We start from the raw sequence: 24,764 nt of genomic DNA, 5'->3' as shown, positions 1-24,764 counted from the left end.
AAGGGAGTAAATAAATTGAATTTTATTGATACTCATTGCCACTTGTTACTCAAACAGTTTGATGAGGATAGACAAGAGATAATGAAAAAAGTTAATGAAGAATTAGACCTATTGATAGAAATTGGTATAAATGTAGAGTCTTCAAAAAGTGTCGCAGATTTTGTAAAAGATGAGGGAAAAATATTTGGAGCTGTTGGAATACATCCCTCTGAAAGCTTGGGATTAAAGGAAACAGATTTAGATGAAATAAAAGAACTAGCAGGAAATCCTAAGATTGTAGCAATTGGCGAAATCGGATTGGATTTTTATTGGGAAACGAATAAACAAGACCAGTATAAAAGTTTGGATGCACAATTAGATATCGCTGAAGAAATGGGTTTACCGGTAGTTTTTCATATTAGAGACGCATATGAAGAGGCATACAATTTTTTGCAGAAAAAAGGATTGCCAGCAAGAAAAGGTGTCGTTCATTGTTTTTCAAGTGATTGGGAAACAGCACAGAAATTCTTGGATTTGGGCTTATATCTAGGTTTTGATGGTCCGATTACTTATCCAAAAAATAATAAATTGAGGGAAGTGGTTGAAAAAACACCTCTTGAAAGAATTTTGCCTGAAACAGATTCCCCTTTTTTACCTCCTGTACCTTATAGAGGAAAAAGGAACAACCCGACGTACGTAAAGTATGTTTATGAGAAAATTTCAGAAATAAAAGGGATAGATGTTGAAACTTTGAAAGAGATAACAAAAAGCAACGTTGAAAAGCTTTTCTTTAATAAGGGCTAAACTGCCCATATAATCTTAGTTTTTTCCCATTAATGGCATCTATTGTGGTTATCTTTTTTTTGCCAGGGAATTGTATCTCTTTTATTTTTATAGCCCCGTCTCTACATTTTACAAGTATGCCGTCTTTTTCAATAGCGATTATTGTTCCAGGCTCTTCTTTGTTTTCTATTGTCAACAAATCAGCAGAAAATTCCGAACCAAATATCTTTACCTCTTCTTTTTCGTATACGCTTCTTACTCCACGGTATGGATCGTAAGCTCTAACTTTGTTGTGAACCTTTATAGTATCATTATTAAAATCTATTTTAAGATCTTCTTTTGTAATTTTTTCTGCATATGAGGCTTCTTCTTCATTTTGTGGTTTCAAAGTTAACTGATCGAATGAGTTTAAAAACTCTAAAACAGCATCTTTGGCGAGTGATAATAATTTTTCATAAACCAAGCCATAATTGTCATTTATTTCAATGGGGACACTTTTTTGAATAGCGATATCTCCCGCATCCAGAGCTTCTACCATCTTGAAAATACTGATTCCTGTTTCTTTTTCTCCATTTTCTATAGCTCGTTGAATCGGAGCTGCTCCCCTATATTTTGGCAATAGAGAAGCATGAACATTCCAACAACCTTTTGGTGGTAGTTTTAAAACATTTTTTCTCAATATTTTTCCAAAAGCCGCCGTGATAATAATGTCAGGATTCAGCTCTTTCAAAAAGTCAAATCCTTCTCCCTTATTAACACTTTTTGGTTGAAATACGGGAACATTGTATTTTAGGGCAACTATCTTAACTGGTGTTGGTTGAAGCTTTTTTCCGCGCCCTTTAGGTTTGTCAGGTTGGGAAAATACTCCTACAATATTGAAATTGTTTTTTATTAGTTCTTCCAAAATTTGGGCACCGAAGTCAGGTGTCCCCATGAAAACAATTTTAAAATCCTTGCTATTTGTCATGTTTTTATCGCTTCACCTAACTCTAATGCACGTTTTTTACCCTTTTCTATTAGTTTGTTCAGTTCCTTTTTTAATCTGGCTTTCTTTACAATGGGTAATTTATCAGTGAATAAAATGCCATCGAGATGATCTGTTTCATGTTGAAATATTCTTGCCTGATATCCGTGAAGTTCTTCCTCTATGATGTTTCCGCTTAAATCTTGATAACGTACCTTCACGCCCTCAGGTCTTACCACATCTTCAAATATATCAGGAATGCTTAAACATCCTTCTTCAAAACTAACCTCTTCTCCCACGAACTCTATTATTTCGGGATTAATAACAACTTTTTTGCCCTTTTCCTTATTTGCCGTGAGGCTGTCTCCCTCATTTTCTCTAGAATCCATAATGAAAAATCTCAAAGATATTCCCACTTGAGGTGCGGCTAAACCTACTCCGTCGTATAGATACATTGTAGAAAACATCTCATCAATGACATCTTTTAAGTTTTCATCGATCTTTTCCACTTTTTTTGCCCTTTTTCTTAAAACAGGGTCTCCAATAAGTCGAATTTCCATCTCTTTAAACCTCCAACCGCGATTTCAATTCATCTATAAAATCATATTTTGTCATGAAAACACTTAAGGGTGTTGCTGAAACATAACCTTGATTTATTACATTATAATCTGAGTTATCATCGTTATCATCTTCTATAATATTTCCCAACATCCAATAATAAGAATTTCCAAAAGGATCTTTTCTTTCTTCAAAGTAATCTTGGTATCTTCTTCTACTTTGCTTGGTAATTTTTATCCCCTTCATTTCATCGTAGGGAATTTTTGGGATATTGACGTTTAATGTAGTAAATTCTGGCCAATTGTTCAAATCTAGTTTTTCCAAGATGTTCGAAACAACCTTTGCTCCATCTTCAAAGTTAGGATTGGAAAAGTCAACACAGGAAACAGCTATGGAAGGATAACCACCGACAGCACCTTCCAACGCAGCAGAAACGGTACCAGAATAAAGGACATCCGTTCCAAGATTCGCTCCCCTATTTATACCGGAGATTACAACATCAAAATGTATTTTTTTATATATCGCGTCTAATCCTATTTTAACACAATCGGCAGGTGTTCCATTCACTGCATGGCCAAAAAAAGTTTCTCCAAACTTAACTTTTTTTGCCCAAAGAGGGTTTCTTACCGTGATTCCATGACCCGTTGCACTTCTTTCTATGTCTGGTGCTACAACGTAAACATTATGCTTTTCTTGTAGATATGTTTTTAAAGTAATAATACCTGGAGACATTATTCCATCATCGTTTGAAAGTAAAATATTCACAAGTCCTTCTACTCCTTTTTTAAATATATCTGTTAGTTTACTTTTTATAATTTTAACATATTTACATTATAATTCATTAAAAACTTAATTAATTTTGCTGATTAATGCGAAACGCTTTTTCATAACTCTTTTGAAACCATTTCCGAATACTCATTTGCGAAGCTTTTGCAGCCTTGTGCAAAACGCTCTTTTCGTAATTGTTTTAAAACGATTTCCACACCTTCATTTGCAACGCAAATAACGTGTTGTGTTGGGATACTCCCTCAAATTTGGTATAATAAATATAAAAGGCGAAGATTTCTTTATCCTTAGGAGCGTGTTGTAGGATAAAGGACAAAGATTTTTTTAATCTTATGGGTGGGGAGCTGGGCGAAGGGGCGCTAAAACAAGCTTTAGATTTTCTAAAGGCAGTATTTAATAAGGAGATCAATTTTGAGAGTTTTAGGTGTAGTTGTTGAATACAATCCTTTTCATAATGGACACCTTTATCATTTGAGAAAGGCTAAAACTTTAATTAACCCTGATTATACAATCGCTGTGATGAGCGGAAATTTTGTCCAAAGAGGAGAACCGGCAATCTTGGATAAGTTTGCTCGTGCAAAAGTTGCAGCAAATATGGGAGTAGACATCGTCTTCGAATTGCCATTTGTCTATTGTATCCAAGATGCAAGTGGCTTTGCTACGGGGGCCATTGGCATATTAGAGAAAACTAACGTTGTTACAGATATTGTTTTTGGAAGTGAATCTAGTAATTTAGAAGTTTTAGATAAAATATCGACCATTTTATATGAGCAACCCAAAAGTTTTAAAAAGTTACTCAACAAGAATTTAAAAAAAGGTTTATCATTTCCAAACGCTCGAAAATTTGCTTTAGTTGAATATTTAGAATCTTCAAATTACGAGCACAATGTAATGGATATATTAGAACAATCAAACGATATCTTAGGTTTAGAGTATTTAAATGCTTTAAAATTATATGATTCAAAGATAATTCCACATACTATTCAAAGAATAAAGGCGGGATACAATCAAAAAGAATTCACAGGTGAAATTTCCAGCGCCACTGCGATACGAAATCTTATAGAAAAAAACGAGATGAGCAAAGTTAAACAGGGGGTTCCATCCCTTTCATATGAGGTTCTACTTAGGGAGATTGAAAAGGGCAAAGCGCCAATCATATTCGAAGATATGAGAGATATGGTGTTAGCCAAGCTGAGAATGATGAAAAAAGAAGAATTAATGCAAATAGACGGTGTAAAAGAAGGATTAGAGACTAGATACTCAAAATTTTCCAAAATAAGTTCCAACCTCACAGAATTAGTGAACAACGTCAAGACGAAAAGGTTTACGTTGACAAGGGTGAAAAGGACTCTTTTAAAGATTTTTTTTGATTTAAAAGAGAAAGATATGAAATTATACAACAGTCATGGGCCACAATATTTAAGGGTGTTAGCCTTCACCAAGAAGGGTCAAGAGTTGCTGGGAAAAATGAAAGATCTTTCGGCTTATCCAATCATTACTACCCCATCGAGATACAGAAAAATATATAATAGATTAAACGACAAGTTATTATCAAGCAATAAAAGGTATCAAAGTATTCCTGAAATCTACTTAAATCAGATAGAATACGATTTTTTGGCAAGTAATATTTACACTTTATTATACAAAAATACAAATTTATCCTCATACGAACCTGATAAAAAAGAAAAGGTTATAATTTTATGATAGTAGTAGTTCACTATCTAAACATATTAATTTCGGAGGTTCCTCAATGGAAAAGATTCTTGTCATCGATTATGGTTCTCAGTACACTCAGCTTCTAGCAAAAAGGATTAGAGATCTGGGGGTATTTTCAGAAGTAGTTCAATATGACGATAATATATCACTTAACAATGTGAAAGGTATAATCTTATCCGGTGGACCAGACAGCGTTTATGATATCGATGCACCCGATATATCAGATGAAATTTTGAACGCCAAACTTCCTATTTTAGGTATTTGTTATGGGATGCAGCTTATGGCGAAAAAACTTGGTGGAAAGGTCGAACAAAGAGGTATAGCTGAGTATGGAAAAACGAAAATTACCATAACCGATCAATCCCTCTTATTTAAAAAGATTCCCAGTACATTTAACGTGTGGATGAGCCACAAGGATATGGTGACTCAGGTTCCCGAGAAATTTAAAATTACTTCTCTTACTTCAAACAATATCATCTCTTCTTTTGAAAACGAATCAGAAAATATATACTGCATCCAATTTCACCCTGAAGTTAGACATACTGAATTTGGAATTGATATATTGAAAAATTTCATTCATGGTATATGTGGTTTGAAAGGTTCATGGACCTTGATGGATTTTGTTGAAAATAAGATAAAAGAAATAAAAGGCACAATCGGTGATAAAAAGGCAATTATAGCTTTATCAGGGGGAGTAGATTCATCGGTTGCCGCTGTACTAACCCACAAGGCTATCGGCAACAACCTGAAAGCCATCTTTGTAAACCATGGCCTTTTGAGAATGAACGAGGTTGAAGAAGTTGAAAGTACGTTCAGAGACTATATGGGATTAAATTTGATAACAGTAGATGCCCAGGAGCGATTTTTAAGCAAATTAAAAGGGGTCAGGGATCCTGAACAAAAACGTAAGATCATAGGTGAAGAGTTCATAAGAGTTTTTGAGCAAGAGGCCAAAAAAGAAAAAGATTATGGGTATTTAATACAGGGAACAATATATTCAGATGTCATAGAAAGTGCAAAATCCGGGAAAAAGACATTCAAGATAAAGAGTCATCACAACGTGGGAGGACTTCCAGAGAATATAGATTTAAACATAGTGGAACCACTTAAAGAACTATTCAAAGACGAAGTTAGAAGCGTTGGAGAAATCTTGGGACTCCCGAGGGAGATACTTTACAGGCATCCATTTCCAGGACCGGGATTGGCAATTCGAATTATCGGAGAAATAAACGAGGAAAAATTGACAATTTTGAAAAAGGTAGATAATATTTTTATTAAAACTCTTAAAGAAACAGGTTGGTACGATAAGGTATGGCAGGCTTTCGCTGTTTTAATACCGGTAAAAACGGTAGGTATATCTGGTGATAAAAGGAGTTATGGTTATGTAGCAGCTTTAAGATCCGTTGATAGTGTAGAGGGTATGACTGCAGATTGGTCTAAAATTCCTTTTGAAATTTTAGACGTGGTTTCCAGCAGAATAACCAACGAAGTCGAAGAAATTACAAGAGTGGTTTACGATATTTCATCAAAACCCCCTGCTACAATAGAATGGGAATAATTGGAGGTGTCTGAGTTTTGGATATTTACTTAGTAAGACATGGAGCTACACTTTGGAACAAAATGGGAATTTGGCAAGGCCAAAGAGACGTAGAACTTGATGAAGAAGGAATTAGTCAGGCTAAGGCAACTGCAGAAAGATTCAAAAATATGAAAATAGATGGAATGTATTCATCCGGTCTACAAAGAGCTATTAAAACGGCAGAAATCATCAATCAGTACCACAATTTGCGAATAAAAAAAGATCCTGATTTTAACGAATGTAATATAGGAAATTGGGATGGGAAAAAGTTAGAAGAGATACTTCTTAATTACAAAGAAGAATTAGAGTATTGGCACAAGGATATCTGGGCAGTGGTGGAAGGTGTTGAAGCTTTAGGGGATGTGCAAAGAAGGGCTGTAAGGGCTATAAAGAAAATAGTTAAGGAGCATAAATTAGAGGATAAAATAGTCGTGGTTGCACATGGTTTAGCTATTAGGACTATTATTTCCTGGATTCTTAATATTCCACTTAATCAACATACTGCTTTTAGAGTTGACAATACATCTGTCTCACACATCATATATGAAGGAGATTATAGATACGTTTTAGCTTCTTTAAACGAAACGTGGCACCTCGAATATTATGGGTTGGAAACCTATCTCACCCCAGAAGAAAAGGAGATCGATTAAGATAACAGAAGAAAGCCTCTTTGAACGAGAATTGAATGTCTATTTTCTACCGAATGAGAATATAAAAAATCATCAGCTCTATATCCTTATCGATATTTTAAGGGCTACTTCTAGTATATCTGCGTTAGTCCATTGTGGAGCAGAAGAAATTTTTGTAACCGACGACATCGAAGTGGCTAAAGAATTAAAAAATATGGGATATTTACTCGCCGGCGAAAGGGAAGCCATAAAGTTAGAAGGTTTTGATTTTGGCAATTCTCCTTTGGAATTTTTAAATAATTCTGATAAAATTAGGAAAAAATCGATTGTACTAACTACTTCCAACGGATCTAAAGCTATGAAAAAAATAAACGAACTGGGAGATACAATTGCGCTTTCATTGCTGAATTTCTCTTCTGTAGTTGATTTCATAGTACAAAAAGATTTTCAAAATATTGGCATAGTTTGCTCTGGCACCAATGGGGTCGTTTCTTTAGAAGATTCATATCTGGCTGGATTGTTTGTTCAAAAAATCATGGAAAAACATACTTACAACTTAAATGATGGCGCGAAGATATCTTTAAATTTAACTAAAAGCAAGAGAAGTTATGTCATGAATTCCGATCATGCCAAAAGGCTTAAAAATCTTGGGCTCAAAGATGATCTGGAATTTTGTTTCAACATGGATTTGTTTCAAGTAGTACCGTATTCAAAACAAAACAGTTATACATTCAAAAATTTAATTACAGTTTAGATAGATCCATTGATCAAAATGGAGGTGATTTACATGGAGAAAGCTACCGCTCACCAGACAACCCTAAGAAGAGTTGCAAGATCACCTGTGTATATAGCGTTGGGAGTTGTTGTTTTTTCCTTTTTGGTTCATAGCATCGGTAATCCAATGCTGGGAACTATAATCTTACCGTTGCATTTTGTTGCTTTAATGGCTGGTATCATGGAAGGGGCAACGATTGGATTACTTGTAGGGGCTTTAATGCCTGTTTTAAATTTTTTACTTTTCGGTATGCCACCATTCCCTGTTTTCATATTTATGACCATAGAAGTTGCAACCTATGGATTTATATCAGGACTTTTAAATAAGAAAAACATATATTTTGATCTAATAGTATCTATGTTGATAGGTAGAGGCGTATATATGATAGCTTACTACACCATAGGAATAATACTTAACATAAATCTTAGTCCTTTAACTTCAATTTTAATGAGTTATGTGTTTGGAATTCCAGGTATAATTCTTCAACTGTTATTTATACCGATGATTGTGAAAAGAATGCCGTTTTCTGTTAGAGCGGGTGGCAGGGTGAAAAGTTAAAAACTCCTATGATTTTATGGGTCGGCTGGGGGCCAAAGGGGTGCTTAAAAAACTTAAAAGGAGGAAAATACTTATGGATATCGACGTTATTCGAAATCTTCTTGCTGAGGAGGCAGATGAATTACTGAACTTTAATTCACCAAAGATTTCAAAAGATCAATTGTATCTTCCTGGTCCAGATTGGGTAGATAGAATTTTTGTAAACTCAGATAGATCACCTCAAGTTTTAAAAAGTTTACAACTTTTATTTGATCACGGCAGATTGGCTAAAACGGGTTACTTGTCGATTCTTCCCGTTGATCAAGGAATAGAACATTCGGCGGGTGCCTCCTTTGCTCCCAATCCCATCTATTTTGATCCTGAAAATATCGTAAAATTAGCTATTGAAGGTGGCTGTAATGCGGTTGCTTCTACTCTAGGGGTTTTAGGAAGTGTGGCTAGAAAGTATGCTCATAAGATACCGTTTATCGTAAAAATTAACCACAATGAACTTTTAACTTATCCTAATACTTATGATCAAATACTCTTTGCCAACGTGAAGCAAGCATTTGAATTGGGGGCTACGGCTATCGGAGCAACTATATACTTTGGTTCCAAGGAAAGTGATAGGCAGATAGTTGAAATCAGTAAAGCTTTTCATGAGGCACATGAATTAGGCATGGCAACAGTATTATGGGCATATTTGAGAAACAATGCGTTTGTAAGAAACGGGAAAGATTATCACGTAAGTGCTGATTTAACAGGACAGGCAAATCACTTAGGGGTTACGATAGAAGCCGATATAGTTAAACAAAAATTGCCTCAAATAAACGGAGGTTATACAGCATTAAACGAAGAAGAAAAATACGGAAAATTCAGCAAAAAAATGTATACAGACTTAGTCTCAGATCATCCAATTGATTTGGCCCGATACCAAGTTGTTAACAATTATATGGGAAGAATTGGATTGATTAATTCCGGAGGACCTTCAGGAGAAAATGATTTAGCTAACGCTGTAAAAACCGCTGTTATCAATAAAAGAGCTGGAGGCATGGGACTTATAAGTGGACGAAAGGCGTTTCAAAAACCAATGAAAGAAGGAATAGAAATATTGAATGCCATACAAGATGTTTATCTCTGCAATGAAATCACAGTTGCTTAAAAAAAGATTGAATATAGGAGTTTAAGGGAAAGGGGATTGTTTATAAAACAAGAATAAAGGCGGGGAGTTTTATGTCGTTAACAATAAAGAGCTGTTATGCTATACGTGGTTTGTATGAAATGTATAAACTTCAGAGTAGAAACAAAGAAGAGAAAAACAGCAAAATCTCAATCTCGAAGATTGCGGAAAGTTCGGGTATTTCACAAGAATTTTTGGCAAAAATATTTGCCGAATTAAAAAAAACTAAAATAGTTGCTTCAGAAAAAGGCAAATTTGGAGGATTTTATTTTACAAAAGCACCTGAAGAAATCAATCTTTCAGAAATTGTAGAAGTCTTAGAAGTGCCGTTGAGCTCTTACGATTGTATTTCCGAAGGTGAATGTGAAAATCAAAATAATTGTCCCGTAGAGTTTGTCTGGAGAAGGGTACAAGATGCAATATTTAACGAGTTATCTAACATTACTTTAAAAGACGTGATAGAATACGGGAAAAAGAAGGAAGCTTTAGCGGCTAAAAGTCAATAGAACAATTATTAATACTTCATATTGATAATTTTGTTGTAAGCACCTAAGTATTCCGAAATTCTTTGAGTAGCGTTCACAGCATTATGTAGAATTTGTTCTTTTTCTAAATTATTCAAAATTCCGTCTATTAAGACTGTATCAAACACGTCACCCATACCGATTCCATATGGCGTTTTTTTGCCAGATAATGATACTATTTTTTCACCCCATTTAGCCCCTTTTTCCCCTAGCTTTACAACATCGCAATTAAACAGAAAATTTTCACACTCTTTTTCGTTACCAATAAAAAACACATTTTCACACCTTTTATTTATTAACTTTGGCCTAGGACCTATATCAAAAAAGGTTTTTTTGTAATTCTGAAAAATATCGCTGTTTATTAGGCGTTCATTAATTTCGGTAGTGATGAAGAGATACTCTGATTTTTTCTTTGGTATAATCAAGTCTAAATCATTTATTCTTCTATCTATTGCAATTGGCTTTTCATTCATTGTAATAAAAGTAGCGGTATTTTGATCGACCTTCTTTATCCATTCAACATTAACAGCATGAAAAGATAGGCGCTCCAATAAAAAATTTCCAACAAAATCTTTTCCCACATTACCAAACATCCTCACATTATGGCCTAATTGAGAAAGACCGATAGCCACATTTAATGCCGATCCTCCCGGAAGTTGTAAAATTTCAGAATTGTGATAACCATCATTTTTAACTATATAAATGTCTAAAAAGATTCCACCGATTACATCGATATTAGCCATTTTCACACCTTATTTGAATAAAATTTGAGGAACTTTTTTTATCGGATGTTTTATAATATAAGCATCCATTTCAAAGATTTCATCCATGACAGATTCATTTAATACCTCTGCTGGTGTACCTGAATATTTAACAGATCCATTCTTCATAACTATTATTTTATCCGAGAATAATGCCGCGTTGTTCACATCATGAAATACTGCTAGAACTGTTTTCTTTTCTTTGGTGACCATTTCCTTAACTAATTTCAAAAGATTTTGGGTGTAACCTGGGTCTAAATGTGAAGAGAATTCATCTAAAAGCAATATGGGAGTTTGTTGGGCGATTGCCCGAGCTATCATAACTTTTTGCTTTTCTCCTCCAGACATAGATGAAAAGGGCTTGTTCTTATAATTTGTTAGTCCAACAGCTTGAAGGGCTTCCTCTATAATCCTTCTGTCCTGTTCGGATTCAAAAAAGCTTATTCTCTTTGAGAAAGGTATTCTTGACGTTGAAACAATACTTTCCAAATCGTAATCGAAAGAAGTGTTGAATTCTTGGGGTACAACTGCTACCTTTTTTGATAGCTCTTTGTAAGAATAATTCTTTAATTCACTATGGTTTAGTATTATTTCTCCTTTGTAATTTCTCAGAATTCCTGAAAGAATCTTGATAAGAGTACTTTTACCCGCTCCATTTGGGCCAATTATAGAAATAATATCTCCTTTTATTATTTTTAAATCGTCGATTTTCAAAAAAAAGCCATTCCCATAAGTGAAACGGACGTTATTAAATGTTATCATATTTTCTCTTTTCTCCTCATTACAAAAATGAATATTGGAGCTCCTACTATTGAGGTCACCACACCGATAGGAAGTTCTGTGGGAGCAAATAATGTTCTGGAAACAAAATCCGCAGACATTAAAAACATTCCTCCAATGAAGAATGAGTACAAATTTGAAACAAACGAGTACGGTCCTTTAATCATTCGAACTATATGAGGGATTATAAGCCCCACAAAACCTATTATTCCTACCTGTGACACAGTAAAAGATACTGCAAAAACGTTTATTACAATCAAAAAAAGTTTCAATCGATCAGGATTTATCCCTGAGAATACAGCCATGTCATCCCCCATCGAAAGGACGTTCAGTTGTTTAGAAAATAATAAAACTAAAATAAATTGAATGATAAGTGTAAAAATAAATTTAAAATTGTCGCTCCAAATTAAATCTGCTGTACTTCCCATCAACCATGTGTTGACGTGAATTAAGTTTCCCCAGTACATCACGGTAAAAAGTGTAGTAAATGAATTAAACAAAAAGCTAATTATTACGCCACTTAGTATTAGAGATAAAACGGGAAGTTTTTTACCTTGTCGCGCCAATATTAAAACAATAAATGTTGCAAATATGCCAAAAAGAAAAGAAAAAGTTTCTAATCCAAGAAAAAGAGAAAGACCATAAATGCTGCTCAACGCTGTGTATAATACTGCACCAAAGCTTGCTCCTGACGAGATTCCTAAAACGTATGGATCTGCTAGGGGATTTTGTACTACCAATTGTAAAACATTCCCAGAAACTGCCAATATGCTGCCCACAAGAAAACTTCCAACCACTCTTGGAAGTCTAATGTTTAAAATTAAATTGTTGTAAATATCGTGACTATTTTTACCTATTAAAGAGGCGAAGATATCCTTAACGGGAACTTTCACACTCCCAAAAGATGTGAAAAGTAAAATTAAAATAAAACTGGAGGTTATGAGAAATAAAACAAGGGGGAGCTCCCCTTGTTTTTTGATGATTCTCATCTGTTTTCACCAAAATACTCATATAATTGTTCAAGGACATCGATCAATGATGGAGAAGCTTGAGAAATCTTGTTACCATCGACCATAACTATTTTCCCTTCTTTAACAGCTTTTACGTTTTTAAACTGTTCGGCATTCAAGATAGTATTTTTTGCACTCTCGTCGCCTTCGTAGTAGGAAGCAACGATTATGATATCGGGATTTTGAGCAACAACGAATTCAGGGCCAACCAGTAAAAACCCATTATTGCCCGTATAAGGAGCGGCTAAGTTTAATCCACCAGCGTAAGCAATTAATTCATTTATATATGAACCGTTTCCTGCCGTCCAAATTTCAGCTACATTATTTTGAACCATTAAATATAAAACCGTTGGTTTATTTTTCCAAGTGAAAGAACTTTTGGCTATATTTAAAACATTTTGTCTTAGTTTATTTGAAAGAGTTTGAGCTTTTTCTCTTTCGCCTAAGATACTGCCAATTAATACAATATCCCTATAGATATCATTAAAATTAACTGGATTAATTACAAAGGATTTGATATTGTATCTTTCCAATCTACTAATCTCAGGTTCTTGAAACCCTCCAGTTAAAAAAACAACATCCGGATTCAAAGAAACTGTTTTCTCCAAATTCAAAGGCACTAAATTACCAATTTTTTCAGCATCTATATGGGTATCCCAATCTGTTACGCCTACTACTTTTTCCTCTAAGCCTAAATATTTGATATAATCAGATACAGCGGGTGCGGCGGAAATAACCCTGTTAACCTCTCCCTCAAAAGAGACTAATCTTCCAAGATCATCCACCAATAAATACTCAGCACTCAAAACAACCGACAACAAAATCGTAAAAAATGTAAATAACACCTTCCTCATACCAAATGGCCTCCTTATATAAATTAGCGCCATTTAAACATTTTTTCTATCTCTTTGGCGCGAAGAGATAGAAAAACCTGCATTATTTAGGTCTCCCGACTTTCGGATCACTCTACTCCTTACGCCTTCCCGGATCTTTCCAGTGGCTTTTGTAAGTTTCGTCCCCGATTACGGTGGCGCGACCGTAACGGATTTTCACCGTTTTCCCTTGAAATAATGCAGTCAATATTAACTTCATTACTTGCCGTGAGGCTGTTTCCTTACTTGCCGTGAGGCTGGTTCTTTTTCAATTATACCATTTCGATATTCTTTTTTCAATTTTTTCTTTGACATAATTTAAATTTATGATAAAATAACTATATATAGCCTGTCCACAAAGGAGGAGCCAAGACATGGAAGTGTTGAAAGTCAGTCATTCATCTGCACCTAACAAAGTTGCGGGAGCTATAGCAGGGGTTCTATCAAAAACAGACGAGGTTGAGCTACAAGCTATTGGGGCTGGAGCAGTTAATCAAGCAGTGAAGGCTATTGCAATTGCGAGGAGATTTATCGAGGCTAAGGGAAAGGAGATATACGTTATCCCTGGTTTTGTGGAGGTTGAAGTAGGTTCGGAAAAAAGAACAGGTATTAAATTTAAAGTAGTGGCAAAGGTTTCTGAAGATATTTCCCCCGAAGAGTATTCTCAACAGTAAAAATGAATGAAAATGAGAAAGTAATAGAGGAGATCATTGAAGCGTGTTCACAAAACACGCACCTTTTTGATATCATAAAAGATATTACAAAATTAGATAATGATGAAAGATACAAATTGAGAAGAAAGGCGTCTCAAGTACTTAATAAGAACAATGGAATAGACAAAGAGGCTATAAAATTTTACTATGTAGTTACCGAACAAGGTGTTGCAGAAGAGATTTTAAGGAGGATTCATTCTGATGAAACCAAAACCTAAAACCGTTGGTGGACAAGCGGTTATTGAAGGCGTAATGATGAAAGGAATAAATACCGTAGTCGCAGTGAAAAGAAAAGACGGAAGTATAGCGGTTAAAAGGTTAAAGGATAACTCTTGGGGGATTTGGGAAAAAATACCTATTATTAGAGGTTTTTTTGTATTACTACATGCAATGATAATTGGTATGAACGCATTATCTTATTCGGCTAAAGTATCCGGAGAAGAAGAGGAAGAATTAACTACAAAAGATATGGTTATTGCCATATTACTTGCTGTGGCAGTTGCAACCTTGGGGTTCGGTGTTTTACCTGTGTTTATAACTAAACCCTTCAACATTGAATCTGAATTTTGGTTTGCTTTCACTGAAGGTTTTATAAGAGCGTTTTTGGTTGTGGCCTATATCTGGGGCATTTCTTTTATGAAAGATATAAAAAGGGTTTTTCAATACCATGGAGCCGAACACAAAAGTGTATTTACCTACGAAAACAACGAGCCTTTAGAGGTCAAATACGCCAAAAAATACCCAACCTTGCATCCTAGATGTGGTACTAGTTTCTTGATAATTACGGTTTTTGCTTCGATTATTGTTTTTGCTATAACGGGTGGATTGGGCTTCAATTCAACTTTGCAGAAAGTAATTTCTAGAATAGTACTTCTTCCACTAGTTGCAGGTTTAGCTTACGAATTTCAAAGGTTTACTGCAAAAATCATTGACACAAAAATAGGAAAAATTCTTGCCTATCCAGGATTGTTGCTTCAAAAAATTACTACCAAGGAACCTGAAAAAGAACAATTGGAAATTGGACTAATATCTTTAGAATATGCACTCAAAGAAAATTTTGATGGTGAAGTAATTTTAGATAACCATGGAAACCTACTTGAAAATCAAGGTACAGAAAGCAAAATCTTTGCACCAGACGTAACTTCCCTCAAAACCGATTCTTGACGTCCTAAAGAGTCAATCGATTGGCTTTTAAAATGTTTATTCAAACTTGATAATTTATTATATTATATTATATTTCTTGAATTAGGGATGAACTTCATTTTGATTCTCCTAAGAGTATTTTTCTTGTTCTCCACACTATACTATTTCTGTAATTGTCCTTTGTTCTAATAAGGGATTACTTCGTTTTTATGATGTGATACGCTTACAAAGTTTATTAATAAATTATGAAGTGTATGTTATGTTCCCACGCTAGCAATCAACTACCTATCTCCTAGTCACACGAGAGGTTTGTGATAAACAAGCCATAGTTGATTAACCTAAGCCACCAGCAAAAGCTGAAAGGATGCTCCAGACCTAGGGTAAAAACTCCCTTCCTTTGAGGGTGCGGAGCGAAACTAAGAAGGAAAGCCCTTTTTCCTTATGGGTGAGTAGCAGAATGAAGGGGTAAAGATTTCCTTCCTTATGGGTGGGGAGCGTTTGCCGCAGTGTGCAAAAAATGTTTTTAAATGATTTTGACCTTGATTTGGGGTTTTTAAGGGGAACCCCCTTAACGTTCGGCGCTAATAAAATAAAGAGTTTGCCTTTAAAAAGGTTACAGGGCGCAGCAAAAACTAAATGTAATGAGGAGGATTCACATGGATGAAAATACTAACAATTTAGTATCAAAGAAACAAAGTAGAGATAATATTCAAGCCATTGAAATTAATATGGCTAAATTAAACGAAATGACTAGAAAAGAGTTATACGAATTAGCCCGCAAACTCGAAATATCCAATTATTCTAAGATGACAAAAAACGAATTGAAGTTTGCTATTTTAAGAAAACAAACTGAATCGATCGGATACTTTTTTTATGAAGGGATTTTGGAAGTACTTCCGGATGGTTACGGTTTCTTGAGAAGCGTAGACAACTCATTGTTGCCGGGAACTGATGATATATACGTTTCTCAATCTCAGATTAGAAAATTCAACCTTTTCACAGGAGACATAATAGCAGGTCAAATAAGGCCTCCAAAAGAAGGCGAAAGATTTTTTGCTTTATTAAGAATAGAAGCGGTTAATTCTTTACCTCCCGAAAACGCTCGGGATAGAGTGTCTTTTGAAAATTTGACTCCTGAGTATCCAAAAACCAGAATGGTTTTGGAACATAAGAACGCACCATACAGCTCAAGAATAATTGATCTTTTCTCTCCTATAGGTTTTGGGCAAAGAGGTTTAATCGTTGCCCCTCCAAAAGCTGGTAAAACTACGCTGCTAAAAGATATTGCTAACTCTATTGCCGAAAATTATCCCGATACTAGAAGGTACATACTTTTAATAGACGAACGGCCTGAAGAAGTGACGGATATTCGTGACACGGTAGATGCTAACGTTATAGCAGCCCCGTTTGATATGGACCCAGAAAATCAAATAAGAATCGCAGAAATGGCTTTAGACCACTTTAAGAGGCTAGTTGAGTTTGGTCACGATGTGGTTGTCTTAGTTGATAGTTTGACAAGGGTTGCACGTGAATATAATCTTTATGTACCATCCAGTGGAAAATTGCTGAGTGGTGGTCTTGATCCTGCCGCTGTAATTTTCCCAAAGAAATTCTTTGGCGCTGCAAGAAAGATTAGAGAAGGTGGTAGTTTGACCATCTTAGCCACGGCATTAATAGAAACTGGATCGAAGATGGATGAAGTGATATTTGAAGAATTTAAAGGTACAGGAAATATGGAGCTGGTGTTATCAAGAGAAATCTCTAATGAGAGAATATTTCCTGCTATAAACTTAAAATTATCAGGTACAAGAAAAGAAGAATTGTTGTATAATCCTGATGAGATGAAGAATACAATTATTCTAAGAAAGTTCATCAACGATATGTCCCCAAAAGAGGCTTTAGAATTTATCCTGAGTTTATTAAGGAAACATAAAACTAATGATGAGATAATGGAAGCGATAGAAAATCAAAAAGCTTTATGAACTGTGATATAATTTGTTTATGAAAATATATCATAGATATTACTTACCAAACACGTATAACTATAAAAATTTATATCTAATTCACGGTCTTGGAGAATATTCCGGAAGATATGTGAATTTTATTCAGCAATTAAATAAGATAGGGATTGCTGTTTTTACCTTCGATCTTCCGGGGCATGGTTATACTACTGGGAAAAAAGGCGATATAGAGAATTTTTACGAGATTTATTCTTTTTTAGAAAATTATGTTCAAGAAGAATATCTGCTATTTGGGCACTCTCTTGGGGGGTTAGTCGCTTCAAGATTCGTTGAAATAACGGAGAAAAAACCCGAAAAACTTATTCTCTCTTCTCCTGCCTTGGGGGATATTAGACAACTAAGTTGGCTTTTAAACCTTTTCTCGATATTTCCAACACTTACTTTTTCAAATGGAATTAATCCTTATGACCTATCCACGGATAAAAAAGCATGTGAATTATATAAAAAAGATCCGCTGGTACATGATAAAATAACCGTCCGAACTGCTCGTCAAATGTTCGACGAAGCTGAAATTGCGTTAAAAGAAATCGAAAAGGTTGATATCCCAACATTGTTGCTTTTTGGAGAGGAAGATAAAATAGTCAACATCGAAGAGTATAAGAAGATAAAGAATTCAAACATCGAAAAAGTTCCTTTTTCCAAAGGGAAGCATGAGTTATTTGAATGCGTTTACAATAAAAATAAATTTTATGATAAGATTTTCGAATTTTTAAAATAAAGATAAACCCGAGCTGTGGGATGGGGAACGGGGCAAAGGGGCCAAGACCCTTTAATCCTAATGGGCGGGCTGCGGGGCGAAGGAGCGCTAACATGAGTTTTAGAGTATATAAAATAGAGAAATTAGGAGGTAAAAAGGTTAATGAACGAGAATACAAAATACGATGAAACTAAAGTATTAAAAATATTAAAAGACACTGGGGCCTTTTTAAAAGGGCACTTTTTATTATCTTCTGGATTACATTCAGATACATATATTCAATGTGCAAAAGTTCTTAAATATCCAGAGTATTCAGAACTTTTAGGCAAATTAATTGCTGATAAAGTAAAGCCAAAAATAGACTACGTTGTATCTCCTGCATTAGGTGGAATTATCATAGGATACGAAGTCGCAAGAGCTTTAAACGTTCCCTTTTTATTTGCTGAGAGAGATGAAAAAGGAAACATGAGTTTACGTAGAGGTCAAACTATAAATGATAAAAGCAAAATACTAATAGTAGAAGATGTAATAACCACAGGCAAATCGACGTTGGAAGTTGCAAAATTGATTGAAAGTAACGGAGGAGATGTGATTTCATTCGCCTGCATAGTCAACAGATCTTCTAAAAAGTTTTTAGAAAACAGAGAAATCATGTCGCTTGTTACTATAAAAGCTGCTACCTACTCCCCAGAAAACTGCCCTTTATGTATCCAAGGTTTAGAATTAATAAAACCAGGTAGTAGAAAACAATAGAAACAAAAAAACTAAAAATTCAAGCTTTTAAGTTTCTTTTAAGAAGTTGGTTTATAATTTAAGTGAATAAAATAATTGGAGGTGCTATTATGAAAAAATCTATCGTTTTGATTTTAACTGTATTTTTGCTTTCCATATCTTCATTTGCAATTGTGAATGAAGGATACGAAAGTCCAGTAGTTAACGTAGTTGAAGAGGCTGCTCCAGCCGTTGTAAATATTGAATCTACTCGTTCATCTCCAGTTCCCGTGGACCCATACATTCAAGAATTTTTTGAAAGATTTTTTGGCCAAGAAATGCCAGAGTATCAAACAAAAGGAGTGGGGTCTGGCTTTATTTTCGATAAAAGAGGCTACATATTGACAAACTATCATGTGATAGAAAGTGCAGAACAGATATCTGTTTCTTTGCCGAATGGAAAGAACTATGACGCCGAGTTGGTAGGTGGAGATGAAGATCTCGATTTAGCAATAATTAAGATAAACGCTGATGAAGATTTACCAACGCTGCCTTTAGGTGATTCAGACAAAATTAAGATTGGCGAAGACGCGATAGCTATAGGTAATCCATTGGGTTTACAAAACACCGTTACATCAGGGGTTATAAGTGCAACCAATAGAAGTATTCCAAAACCGGATGGAAATGGGAACTATGTTGATTTGATACAGACGGATGCAACTATTAATCCCGGTAATAGCGGAGGACCTCTACTGAATATACATGGGGAAGTCATTGGAATTAACACTGCAATCGCAGTAGATCCTCAATTAGGAAGCGTGAACATAGGCTTTGCCATTCCTGTTAACATAGCGAAAAGATTTGCTGATTCTGTTATGGAAACCGGTTCTTTTCAAAGAGCTTATTTGGGTGTATACATCAGTAATATAACCGAAGAATTGAAAAAATCTTTGGGGTTAAAAGTAGACAAAGGAGCCTATGTCCAAGATTTAGTACCAGGTGGAGCCGCTGAGAAAGCCGGTATAAAAGTAAATGATGTAATAGTGGAAGTCAATGGCAAAAAAATAGAAAATGTGGACGATTTAACTTCTTTAATATCCACTTATCCAGCTGGGACTACTGTAGAAGTAGTTGTCGATAGGTTTGGAGAAAGGATTACTTTCAATGTAACTTTGGGAAGTCAAACACCTGAAGCTGTAGAAGCCTATTTTGGAATCGTAGTTAGAGATATAACTTCAGAGGATAGACAAAAATACAATATAAGAAGTAGTATTCAAGGAGTTATTGTTGAAGAAATACAAGACGATACATACGCTCTTGGGCTAAGAGCAGGTGATGTTATTACAGAGATAGCGGTTAATGGGGTTTATTACGACATACAGAATACTGATGACTGGGAAAAAATAGCTTCCTCAGTTGAAAAGAACAGTTACGTTGCCTTGATAGTTTATAGAAATAATGTGAGGTACGTTGTTCAATTCTTCTATAGATAAACCAGAATAATCATTTAAAAAACGGGGTTTTTTTACACTAACCCCGTTTTTTTAGAGCTATTTCACTCGTTATCAATACTTTGTATAAGTTGGCTAAATTCTGTGATGCATGTTTCAATTGCTTCTTTATTGGATCCTTCGGTCATTATCCTTATCTTGGGCTCAGTTCCGGAAGGTCTGACTACAATCCTAAATCCTTCAACACTTTGATATTTTTTTGTTAAATTTTCAATTCTGATGTCCTTCATGATTTTTACTTTATCTTTTACTGTAACGTTTTCCAAGTGTTGGGGATATTTAGAAATTTCTTGGAGAAGATCATCAAGCGATTTAGAAAAATATTTCAACGTTTCCAAAGTCTCTAGAGCCGTAATTATTCCATCACCGGTTGTAGATCTATCAAGGAATATAATGTGTCCTGATTGTTCACCACCAATTGTTGCCTTATCTTCTAACATTTTTTCCAAAACGTATTTGTCTCCTACGTCTGTACGTAAAAGATGTATTTCATTTTTCTTTAAATACTCTTCCAAACCTAAATTACTCATAATGGTTGCAACAACGATCTTGTTTTTTAATCTTTCTTGAGCTTTCAATTTCAGAGCATTGATAGCCATCAAAACATCACCATCTACGAGATTACCGTAGCGATCTATAAAAAGACATCTGTCCGCATCCCCATCGAACAAGATTCCAAGATCATACTTTTCTTCCTTAACGATTTTAGACAAAGTTTGAGGTGAAGTAGAACCACAGTTTTCGTTGATATTGAAACCATCAGGGGCATTTTGGTATACTGTATAGTTCAAACCAAGTTCACCAAAAATGTCATCTATTATTGCTCCAGCAGCACCGTTTCCCACATCAACAGCAATTTTTAAATCATTACCTTGTATATTTTCTTTGTACAAAGAAACCACATAATCAACATATTCTTTTTTTGAGGAATCATCTATGTATTTACCAATACCTCTATAATCACTGTATTTAAGTAAACCTTTCAAAATTATTTCTTCTAACTTTTCTTCTGTTTCATCTGAAATTTTAAATCCTTCACAAAAAACTTTTAATCCATTGTACATTGGAGGGTTGTGAGATGCAGAAATGACAACGCCAATAGACTTTTCTTTCTTGGTTATAAACGCTAATCCCGGTGTGGTCAGAACTCCGCATGATTCTACATTCATTCCACCGGCCAACGCTCCTGAAACTAAAGCCATTTCTAATGCTTTTCCTGAATTTCGTGTGTCTCTTGCAATATACAATTTTTTATACTCTGAACCAAAAAAATTAGCAAGTGCGTTTCCAAGTTTCATAGCTAAATCAACGGTCAACTTTTCATTAACGACCTCTCTAATGCCATCCGTTCCAAACAAAACTTTCATCTACATCATCCTTTTACGCTTCCGGCGGTTAAACCTTGAACTATCCTGTTTTGGAACACTAAAACCAAAATAACCAAAGGCATTGTAACTATTACTGACGCCGCCATTAGTTGCCCCCAAGGCACTTCGTAGAAGGTTTTACCAGTAAACATAGCGATTGCCACAGGAACTGTGTATTTTGCAGGGGTCTGCATGAAAGTTAAAGCAAATAAGAATTCATTCCATGCTTGAATAAAAGCTAACAAACCAGTCGTGACCAAACCTGGAGCGGAAAGAGGTAAAACGATTCTCCACAAAGTTTCAAATTTAGAACATCCGTCGATATAAGCAGATTCTTCTATCTCTTTAGGGAGCTCTCTAAAGAAATTTTGTAATATCCATGTTGTTAAAGGCAAATTCAGCGCAATATATGGTATTATCAAACCAGGATAAGTGTTTATCAATCCTAAATTTCTGAGCAACTGAAAAAGCCCACCCAAAATAGAAACTTGAGGGAACATACTTACCGCAAGTATTAGTAGCATCAAAGGCCCTTTTCCGGGAATCTTTAAACGAGCTATTGCGTAAGCTGCAAAAGAACCAACGATTATTGAGAAAATAGTCGTAGCTCCGGCCACTATAATAGAGTTTAATATATTTAATCCGAAAGGTCTCTCTGTGAAAACTTTTATATAGTTTTCAAAGGTAAAACCTTGAGGCCAAAGGGTAATGTTTTTTGTAAAAAGGTATTGATCCGCGGTGAAAGAGCTTTTGATGGCCCAATAGAAAGGGAAAATGTAAAAAATAACCATCAATATAACTAAAATATATAAAATTGTACGTTGAGTATTTCTTTTTGCTCGCATTCCCCATCTCATATTTTTACCCTCCTCAATCTAATTTAATGTTCAACGAGCGCATGTAGATAATTGTAAATAATCCTATAATTAAAAATATTACGACCGATAATGCAGAGCCATAGCCAAACAAACCTCTTGGAGAGAAGATATTATCCATCAAAAGTGACCTATTGTAAACTGCCAGAGTTTCAGTTCCCACTGCACCTTGTGTCATGATGTAAACAATATCGAAAACCCTCAAAGCGTCCAAAGTTCTGAATATTAACGTTACACCAATGGTAGGCCTTAACACAGGTAAAGTGATAGAAGTGAATTGTTTCCATATACTAGCGCCATCTATTCTAGCTGCTTCGTATAACTCATTGGGTATGATTTGAAGTCCTGCAAGGAGTAAAAGAGCAACAAAAGGAGTAGTTTTCCAGACATCTACGGCTATAATGGCAGACATAGCCATGCCTGGAGTCCCAAGAATAGGGGTACCTTCCTCAAGTATTCCTAGATTATATAGCATTAAACTTATTACACCATATTGGTCATTATACATCCATTTCCACATTTGAGAAGAAACCGCTGTAGGTATTGCCCATGGAATCAAAACAGCTGCTCTTACCAAACCTCTCAATTTAAAGTCTGCGTTCAATATTAAAGCGGTTCCTAATCCTAAAAGGAATTCTATTAGTACAGAAAAAAAAGTAAAATATACTGTATTCCATAAAGAACGCAAAAATCTAGGGTCTTGAAACAAATTGACATAATTTTGAAATCCTAAAAACTCTCTTTCAAATCCTGGTCTGAGAGACCATCTGAAGAAACTATCATAAAGAGTTTGCCCCAGAGGATAGAAGGCGGTAATACCGATAGCAATTAAGGTTGGGATAATAAGCCAAAACGCAAGCCAGATATCGGATCTTTTATACGTACCTTTTACTTTCATTAACGCACCCCCTAATTATAATCTATTATATTATACACAAAGGCGGTAGACGGAGAAACTCCGTATACCGCCCACCTGTGGAAAATTATATCAAATTAATCGTTTTTATTCAACTAAAGATTTGAGATTTTCTGCTAAGTTGTCTAAGGCGTCTTCAGGTTCAGCTTGTTGGGTTAGAACTTCGTGAACAGCAACTTGTATCTCATATGAAATTTCAGAATATATTGGAGAAATAGGTCTTGGTTCAGCATTCAAGAAAACATCTAAAATATCAGCATAGAAAGGATTTGCTTCAATAGTTCTTGGATCGTTGTAAGCTTCGATCATAGTGGGTGTTTGACCGGCATTAACGGCTTTGTAAACTTGTTGTTCTTTACTAACTAAGAATTTGATCAATTTTTTAGAAGCTTCTACCTCAGCAGCAGAAGAATTTGCATTTATACCAAGATTCCATCCACCCAATGTTGCAGAATTTCTTCCATCTGGTGCTGGTCCCTTTGGTAGAACTGTTATGTCAGCTTTTCCGGCAACTGGTGACTCGGGGGCGTTAACTAAGGGCCATGCATATGGCCAGTTTCTCATAAACACGGCATCACCATTTTGGAAAACTCTTCTTGCTTCTTCTTCCATGTAGGTAGTTACTCCCGCTGGACTTACGCCCTCTTCTATCAATTTGTCCATGAAGGTTATTGCTGCAACATTGTTATCGTAATATTCTGGATCATCAACGACAACTTCTCCATCTTTCATAATCTCTCCACCGAAACTATGGACGAATTCCATAACGTCACAGGTTAAACCTTCATACCTGGCTCCTTGCCAAACGAAACCTTCGATTCCTTCTTTCTCGGAGATATCTTTTGCAGCTGTGTACAGTTCATCCCATGTTTTTGGCACATCGTAACCGTACTTTTCCAACAAATCTTTTCGGTAATAAAGAATACCAGCATCAGTAAACCATGGAACTGCTACTAATCTTCCGTCTACGGTGTTTGACGCAACGGTTCCAGGGAAAAATCCGTCAAGCCCAAAATAGTCGTAATCATCCGTTAAATCTACTAGGAATGGGGCAAATTCTGCTGGCCAAATAACGTCAAGCTGCAATACATCTGGATCAGGGGTACCTGAAGCTAAGTAAGTAACGTAAAGATCGTGTCTATCCGTGGAGCTGTTTGGCATTGGAAGAATATTTACAGTAATATCTGGGTTCTCTTCCATAAACATCTCAACTTGTTCAGTCAGAGCTTCTAATTCCCTTCCTACTGCGCCGGCTGTCATCGTGATGGTAATAGAAAAAACACTCAACACCATCGTCAATATAGCAAATAAAACAACTACTTTTTTCATACTACTGCCACCTCCTGATATGATATAATATACTGTCTTTAGAAACTC

Annotated in this window: 26 protein-coding genes and 1 riboswitch; of the genes, 15 read left to right on the top strand and 11 right to left on the bottom strand. The window is 35.3% G+C overall.

Annotation, left to right across the window (positions count from 1 at the left end; genetic code table 11):
• Positions 1–15 precede the first annotated feature (15 nt).
• Positions 16–783 (top strand): TatD family hydrolase, encoded by a 768-nt coding sequence (locus X928_RS02325; RefSeq protein ID WP_103078304.1) that lies wholly within the window; start codon positions 16–18, stop codon positions 781–783.
• Here the strand turns inward: X928_RS02325 and fmt are convergent.
• The 3 genes from fmt to surE are packed head-to-tail and all read right to left on the bottom strand — an operon-like array spanning position 770 to position 3,049.
• Positions 770–1,729 carry a methionyl-tRNA formyltransferase gene (gene fmt / locus X928_RS02320; RefSeq protein WP_103078303.1) on the bottom strand — a complete coding sequence of 320 codons (960 nt, stop codon included), beginning with the start codon at positions 1,727–1,729 and terminating at the stop codon, positions 770–772. The two genes, X928_RS02325 and fmt, sit on opposite strands and share 14 nt — an antisense overlap.
• On the bottom strand, positions 1,726–2,286 hold the full coding sequence (def, locus tag X928_RS02315; RefSeq protein WP_103078302.1) for a peptide deformylase: 561 nt from the start codon (positions 2,284–2,286) through the stop codon (positions 1,726–1,728). The genes fmt and def overlap by 4 nt, the downstream gene beginning before the upstream one ends.
• A 4-nt stretch (positions 2,287–2,290) precedes the next feature.
• A complete protein-coding gene (gene surE, locus X928_RS02310; protein ID WP_103078301.1) occupies positions 2,291–3,049 on the bottom strand; it encodes a 5'/3'-nucleotidase SurE in 759 nt (252 codons plus the stop codon).
• 432 nt (positions 3,050–3,481) lie between these two features.
• On the opposite strand from surE, the gene X928_RS02305 reads away from it, so the two are divergent.
• From X928_RS02305 to X928_RS02275, 7 genes are all read left to right on the top strand, one after another.
• Positions 3,482–4,774 (top strand): nucleotidyltransferase, encoded by a 1,293-nt coding sequence (locus tag X928_RS02305; protein WP_103078300.1) that lies wholly within the window; start codon positions 3,482–3,484, stop codon positions 4,772–4,774.
• A gap of 46 nt (positions 4,775–4,820) precedes the next feature.
• Complete coding sequence (guaA, locus tag X928_RS02300) at positions 4,821–6,344, top strand: glutamine-hydrolyzing GMP synthase (protein WP_103078299.1); 1,524 nt, start codon at positions 4,821–4,823, stop codon at positions 6,342–6,344.
• A 17-nt stretch (positions 6,345–6,361) separates the two neighbouring features.
• Entirely contained in the window at positions 6,362–7,015 is a 654-nt protein-coding gene (locus X928_RS02295) for a histidine phosphatase family protein (protein WP_103078298.1), read from the top strand.
• On the top strand, positions 6,969–7,748 hold the full coding sequence (locus tag X928_RS02290; RefSeq protein WP_103078297.1) for a 2-phosphosulfolactate phosphatase: 780 nt from the start codon (positions 6,969–6,971) through the stop codon (positions 7,746–7,748). The genes X928_RS02295 and X928_RS02290 overlap by 47 nt, the downstream gene beginning before the upstream one ends.
• A gap of 33 nt (positions 7,749–7,781) precedes the next feature.
• Positions 7,782–8,327, top strand: a complete 546-nt coding sequence (locus tag X928_RS02285) for an ECF transporter S component (RefSeq protein WP_103078296.1) — start codon at positions 7,782–7,784, stop codon at positions 8,325–8,327.
• A gap of 73 nt (positions 8,328–8,400) precedes the next feature.
• The gene (locus X928_RS02280) at positions 8,401–9,468 is read left to right on the top strand and encodes a class I fructose-bisphosphate aldolase (protein ID WP_103078295.1); all 1,068 of its coding nucleotides are present in this window, start codon (positions 8,401–8,403) and stop codon (positions 9,466–9,468) included.
• Between the two features lie 71 nt (positions 9,469–9,539).
• Positions 9,540–9,992 carry an RrF2 family transcriptional regulator gene (locus tag X928_RS02275; protein WP_103078294.1) on the top strand — a complete coding sequence of 151 codons (453 nt, stop codon included), beginning with the start codon at positions 9,540–9,542 and terminating at the stop codon, positions 9,990–9,992.
• Positions 9,993–10,000: 8 nt separating this feature from the next.
• Here the strand turns inward: X928_RS02275 and X928_RS02270 are convergent, their stop codons facing one another.
• The 4 genes from X928_RS02270 to X928_RS02255 are packed head-to-tail and all read right to left on the bottom strand — an operon-like array spanning position 10,001 to position 13,415.
• A complete protein-coding gene (locus X928_RS02270) occupies positions 10,001–10,753 on the bottom strand; it encodes a PfkB family carbohydrate kinase (protein ID WP_103078293.1) in 753 nt (250 codons plus the stop codon).
• A gap of 9 nt (positions 10,754–10,762) precedes the next feature.
• Positions 10,763–11,533, bottom strand: coding sequence for an ABC transporter ATP-binding protein (locus X928_RS02265; protein WP_103078292.1), 771 nt, complete (start codon positions 11,531–11,533; stop codon positions 10,763–10,765).
• Positions 11,530–12,540, bottom strand: coding sequence for a FecCD family ABC transporter permease (locus X928_RS02260; protein ID WP_103076926.1), 1,011 nt, complete (start codon positions 12,538–12,540; stop codon positions 11,530–11,532). Before X928_RS02260 ends, X928_RS02265 begins: the two co-directional genes overlap by 4 nt.
• Positions 12,537–13,415: an ABC transporter substrate-binding protein gene (locus X928_RS02255; RefSeq protein ID WP_103078291.1), complete on the bottom strand. Its 879-nt coding sequence runs from the start codon at positions 13,413–13,415 to the stop codon at positions 12,537–12,539. Before X928_RS02255 ends, X928_RS02260 begins: the two co-directional genes overlap by 4 nt.
• A gap of 68 nt (positions 13,416–13,483) precedes the next feature.
• A riboswitch (cobalamin riboswitch) is annotated at positions 13,484–13,647 on the bottom strand.
• Between the two features lie 160 nt (positions 13,648–13,807).
• Here X928_RS02255 and X928_RS02250 point away from each other — a divergent pair.
• From X928_RS02250 to X928_RS02220, 7 genes are all read left to right on the top strand, one after another.
• Complete coding sequence (locus X928_RS02250; protein ID WP_103078290.1) at positions 13,808–14,107, top strand: stage V sporulation protein S; 300 nt, start codon at positions 13,808–13,810, stop codon at positions 14,105–14,107.
• Between the two features lie 2 nt (positions 14,108–14,109).
• On the top strand, positions 14,110–14,364 hold the full coding sequence (locus tag X928_RS02245; RefSeq protein WP_103078289.1) for a hypothetical protein: 255 nt from the start codon (positions 14,110–14,112) through the stop codon (positions 14,362–14,364).
• A complete protein-coding gene (locus X928_RS02240; protein ID WP_103078288.1) occupies positions 14,348–15,310 on the top strand; it encodes a DUF1385 domain-containing protein in 963 nt (320 codons plus the stop codon). The genes X928_RS02245 and X928_RS02240 overlap by 17 nt, the downstream gene beginning before the upstream one ends.
• Positions 15,311–15,945: 635 nt before the next feature.
• A complete protein-coding gene (gene rho, locus X928_RS02235; RefSeq protein ID WP_211286422.1) occupies positions 15,946–17,271 on the top strand; it encodes a transcription termination factor Rho in 1,326 nt (441 codons plus the stop codon).
• Positions 17,272–17,290: 19 nt separating this feature from the next.
• Positions 17,291–18,028: an alpha/beta fold hydrolase gene (locus X928_RS02230; protein WP_146026619.1), complete on the top strand. Its 738-nt coding sequence runs from the start codon at positions 17,291–17,293 to the stop codon at positions 18,026–18,028.
• A gap of 141 nt (positions 18,029–18,169) precedes the next feature.
• A complete protein-coding gene (pyrE, locus tag X928_RS02225; RefSeq protein WP_103078286.1) occupies positions 18,170–18,760 on the top strand; it encodes an orotate phosphoribosyltransferase in 591 nt (196 codons plus the stop codon).
• An 89-nt stretch (positions 18,761–18,849) separates the two neighbouring features.
• On the top strand, positions 18,850–20,211 hold the full coding sequence (locus X928_RS02220; protein ID WP_103078285.1) for a Do family serine endopeptidase: 1,362 nt from the start codon (positions 18,850–18,852) through the stop codon (positions 20,209–20,211).
• Positions 20,212–20,273: 62 nt separating this feature from the next.
• Here the strand turns inward: X928_RS02220 and glmM are convergent, their stop codons facing one another.
• From glmM to X928_RS02200, 4 genes are all read right to left on the bottom strand, one after another.
• Positions 20,274–21,596, bottom strand: coding sequence for a phosphoglucosamine mutase (gene glmM / locus X928_RS02215; RefSeq protein WP_103078284.1), 1,323 nt, complete (start codon positions 21,594–21,596; stop codon positions 20,274–20,276).
• A 5-nt stretch (positions 21,597–21,601) separates the two neighbouring features.
• Positions 21,602–22,453 (bottom strand): carbohydrate ABC transporter permease, encoded by an 852-nt coding sequence (locus tag X928_RS02210; protein ID WP_103078283.1) that lies wholly within the window; start codon positions 22,451–22,453, stop codon positions 21,602–21,604.
• 13 nt (positions 22,454–22,466) lie between these two features.
• A complete protein-coding gene (locus tag X928_RS02205) occupies positions 22,467–23,369 on the bottom strand; it encodes a carbohydrate ABC transporter permease (RefSeq protein ID WP_103078282.1) in 903 nt (300 codons plus the stop codon).
• A 105-nt stretch (positions 23,370–23,474) separates the two neighbouring features.
• A complete protein-coding gene (locus X928_RS02200) occupies positions 23,475–24,716 on the bottom strand; it encodes an ABC transporter substrate-binding protein (protein WP_103078281.1) in 1,242 nt (413 codons plus the stop codon).
• Positions 24,717–24,764: the final 48 nt, after the last annotated feature.

It is taken from the genome of Petrotoga miotherma DSM 10691, assembly GCF_002895605.1.
GTDB lineage: Bacteria > Thermotogota > Thermotogae > Petrotogales > Petrotogaceae > Petrotoga > Petrotoga miotherma.
Note: the sequence above shows the minus strand (reverse complement) of the source record. Positions and strands in the feature narration are given on the sequence as shown.

Excerpts from the sequence above, each read along its gene's own strand:
- fmt (WP_103078303.1), bottom strand. The coding sequence starts at position 1,729 with ATGACAAATAGCAAGGATTTTAAAATTGTTTTCATGGGGACACCTGAC.
- def (WP_103078302.1), bottom strand. The coding sequence starts at position 2,286 with ATGGAAATTCGACTTATTGGAGACCCTGTTTTAAGAAAAAGGGCAAAA.
- guaA (WP_103078299.1), top strand. The coding sequence starts at position 4,821 with ATGGAAAAGATTCTTGTCATCGATTATGGTTCTCAGTACACTCAGCTT.
- X928_RS02290 (WP_103078297.1), top strand. The coding sequence starts at position 6,969 with ATGGGTTGGAAACCTATCTCACCCCAGAAGAAAAGGAGATCGATTAAG.
- X928_RS02285 (WP_103078296.1), top strand. The coding sequence starts at position 7,782 with ATGGAGAAAGCTACCGCTCACCAGACAACCCTAAGAAGAGTTGCAAGA.
- X928_RS02280 (WP_103078295.1), top strand. The coding sequence starts at position 8,401 with ATGGATATCGACGTTATTCGAAATCTTCTTGCTGAGGAGGCAGATGAA.
- X928_RS02275 (WP_103078294.1), top strand. The coding sequence starts at position 9,540 with ATGTCGTTAACAATAAAGAGCTGTTATGCTATACGTGGTTTGTATGAA.
- X928_RS02270 (WP_103078293.1), bottom strand. The coding sequence starts at position 10,753 with ATGGCTAATATCGATGTAATCGGTGGAATCTTTTTAGACATTTATATA.
- X928_RS02265 (WP_103078292.1), bottom strand. The coding sequence starts at position 11,533 with ATGATAACATTTAATAACGTCCGTTTCACTTATGGGAATGGCTTTTTT.
- X928_RS02260 (WP_103076926.1), bottom strand. The coding sequence starts at position 12,540 with ATGAGAATCATCAAAAAACAAGGGGAGCTCCCCCTTGTTTTATTTCTC.
- X928_RS02255 (WP_103078291.1), bottom strand. The coding sequence starts at position 13,415 with ATGAGGAAGGTGTTATTTACATTTTTTACGATTTTGTTGTCGGTTGTT.
- X928_RS02250 (WP_103078290.1), top strand. The coding sequence starts at position 13,808 with ATGGAAGTGTTGAAAGTCAGTCATTCATCTGCACCTAACAAAGTTGCG.
- X928_RS02245 (WP_103078289.1), top strand. The coding sequence starts at position 14,110 with ATGAATGAAAATGAGAAAGTAATAGAGGAGATCATTGAAGCGTGTTCA.
- X928_RS02240 (WP_103078288.1), top strand. The coding sequence starts at position 14,348 with ATGAAACCAAAACCTAAAACCGTTGGTGGACAAGCGGTTATTGAAGGC.
- rho (WP_211286422.1), top strand. The coding sequence starts at position 15,946 with ATGGATGAAAATACTAACAATTTAGTATCAAAGAAACAAAGTAGAGAT.
- X928_RS02230 (WP_146026619.1), top strand. The coding sequence starts at position 17,291 with ATGAAAATATATCATAGATATTACTTACCAAACACGTATAACTATAAA.
- pyrE (WP_103078286.1), top strand. The coding sequence starts at position 18,170 with ATGAACGAGAATACAAAATACGATGAAACTAAAGTATTAAAAATATTA.
- X928_RS02220 (WP_103078285.1), top strand. The coding sequence starts at position 18,850 with ATGAAAAAATCTATCGTTTTGATTTTAACTGTATTTTTGCTTTCCATA.
- glmM (WP_103078284.1), bottom strand. The coding sequence starts at position 21,596 with ATGAAAGTTTTGTTTGGAACGGATGGCATTAGAGAGGTCGTTAATGAA.
- X928_RS02210 (WP_103078283.1), bottom strand. The coding sequence starts at position 22,453 with ATGAGATGGGGAATGCGAGCAAAAAGAAATACTCAACGTACAATTTTA.
- X928_RS02205 (WP_103078282.1), bottom strand. The coding sequence starts at position 23,369 with ATGAAAGTAAAAGGTACGTATAAAAGATCCGATATCTGGCTTGCGTTT.
- X928_RS02200 (WP_103078281.1), bottom strand. The coding sequence starts at position 24,716 with ATGAAAAAAGTAGTTGTTTTATTTGCTATATTGACGATGGTGTTGAGT.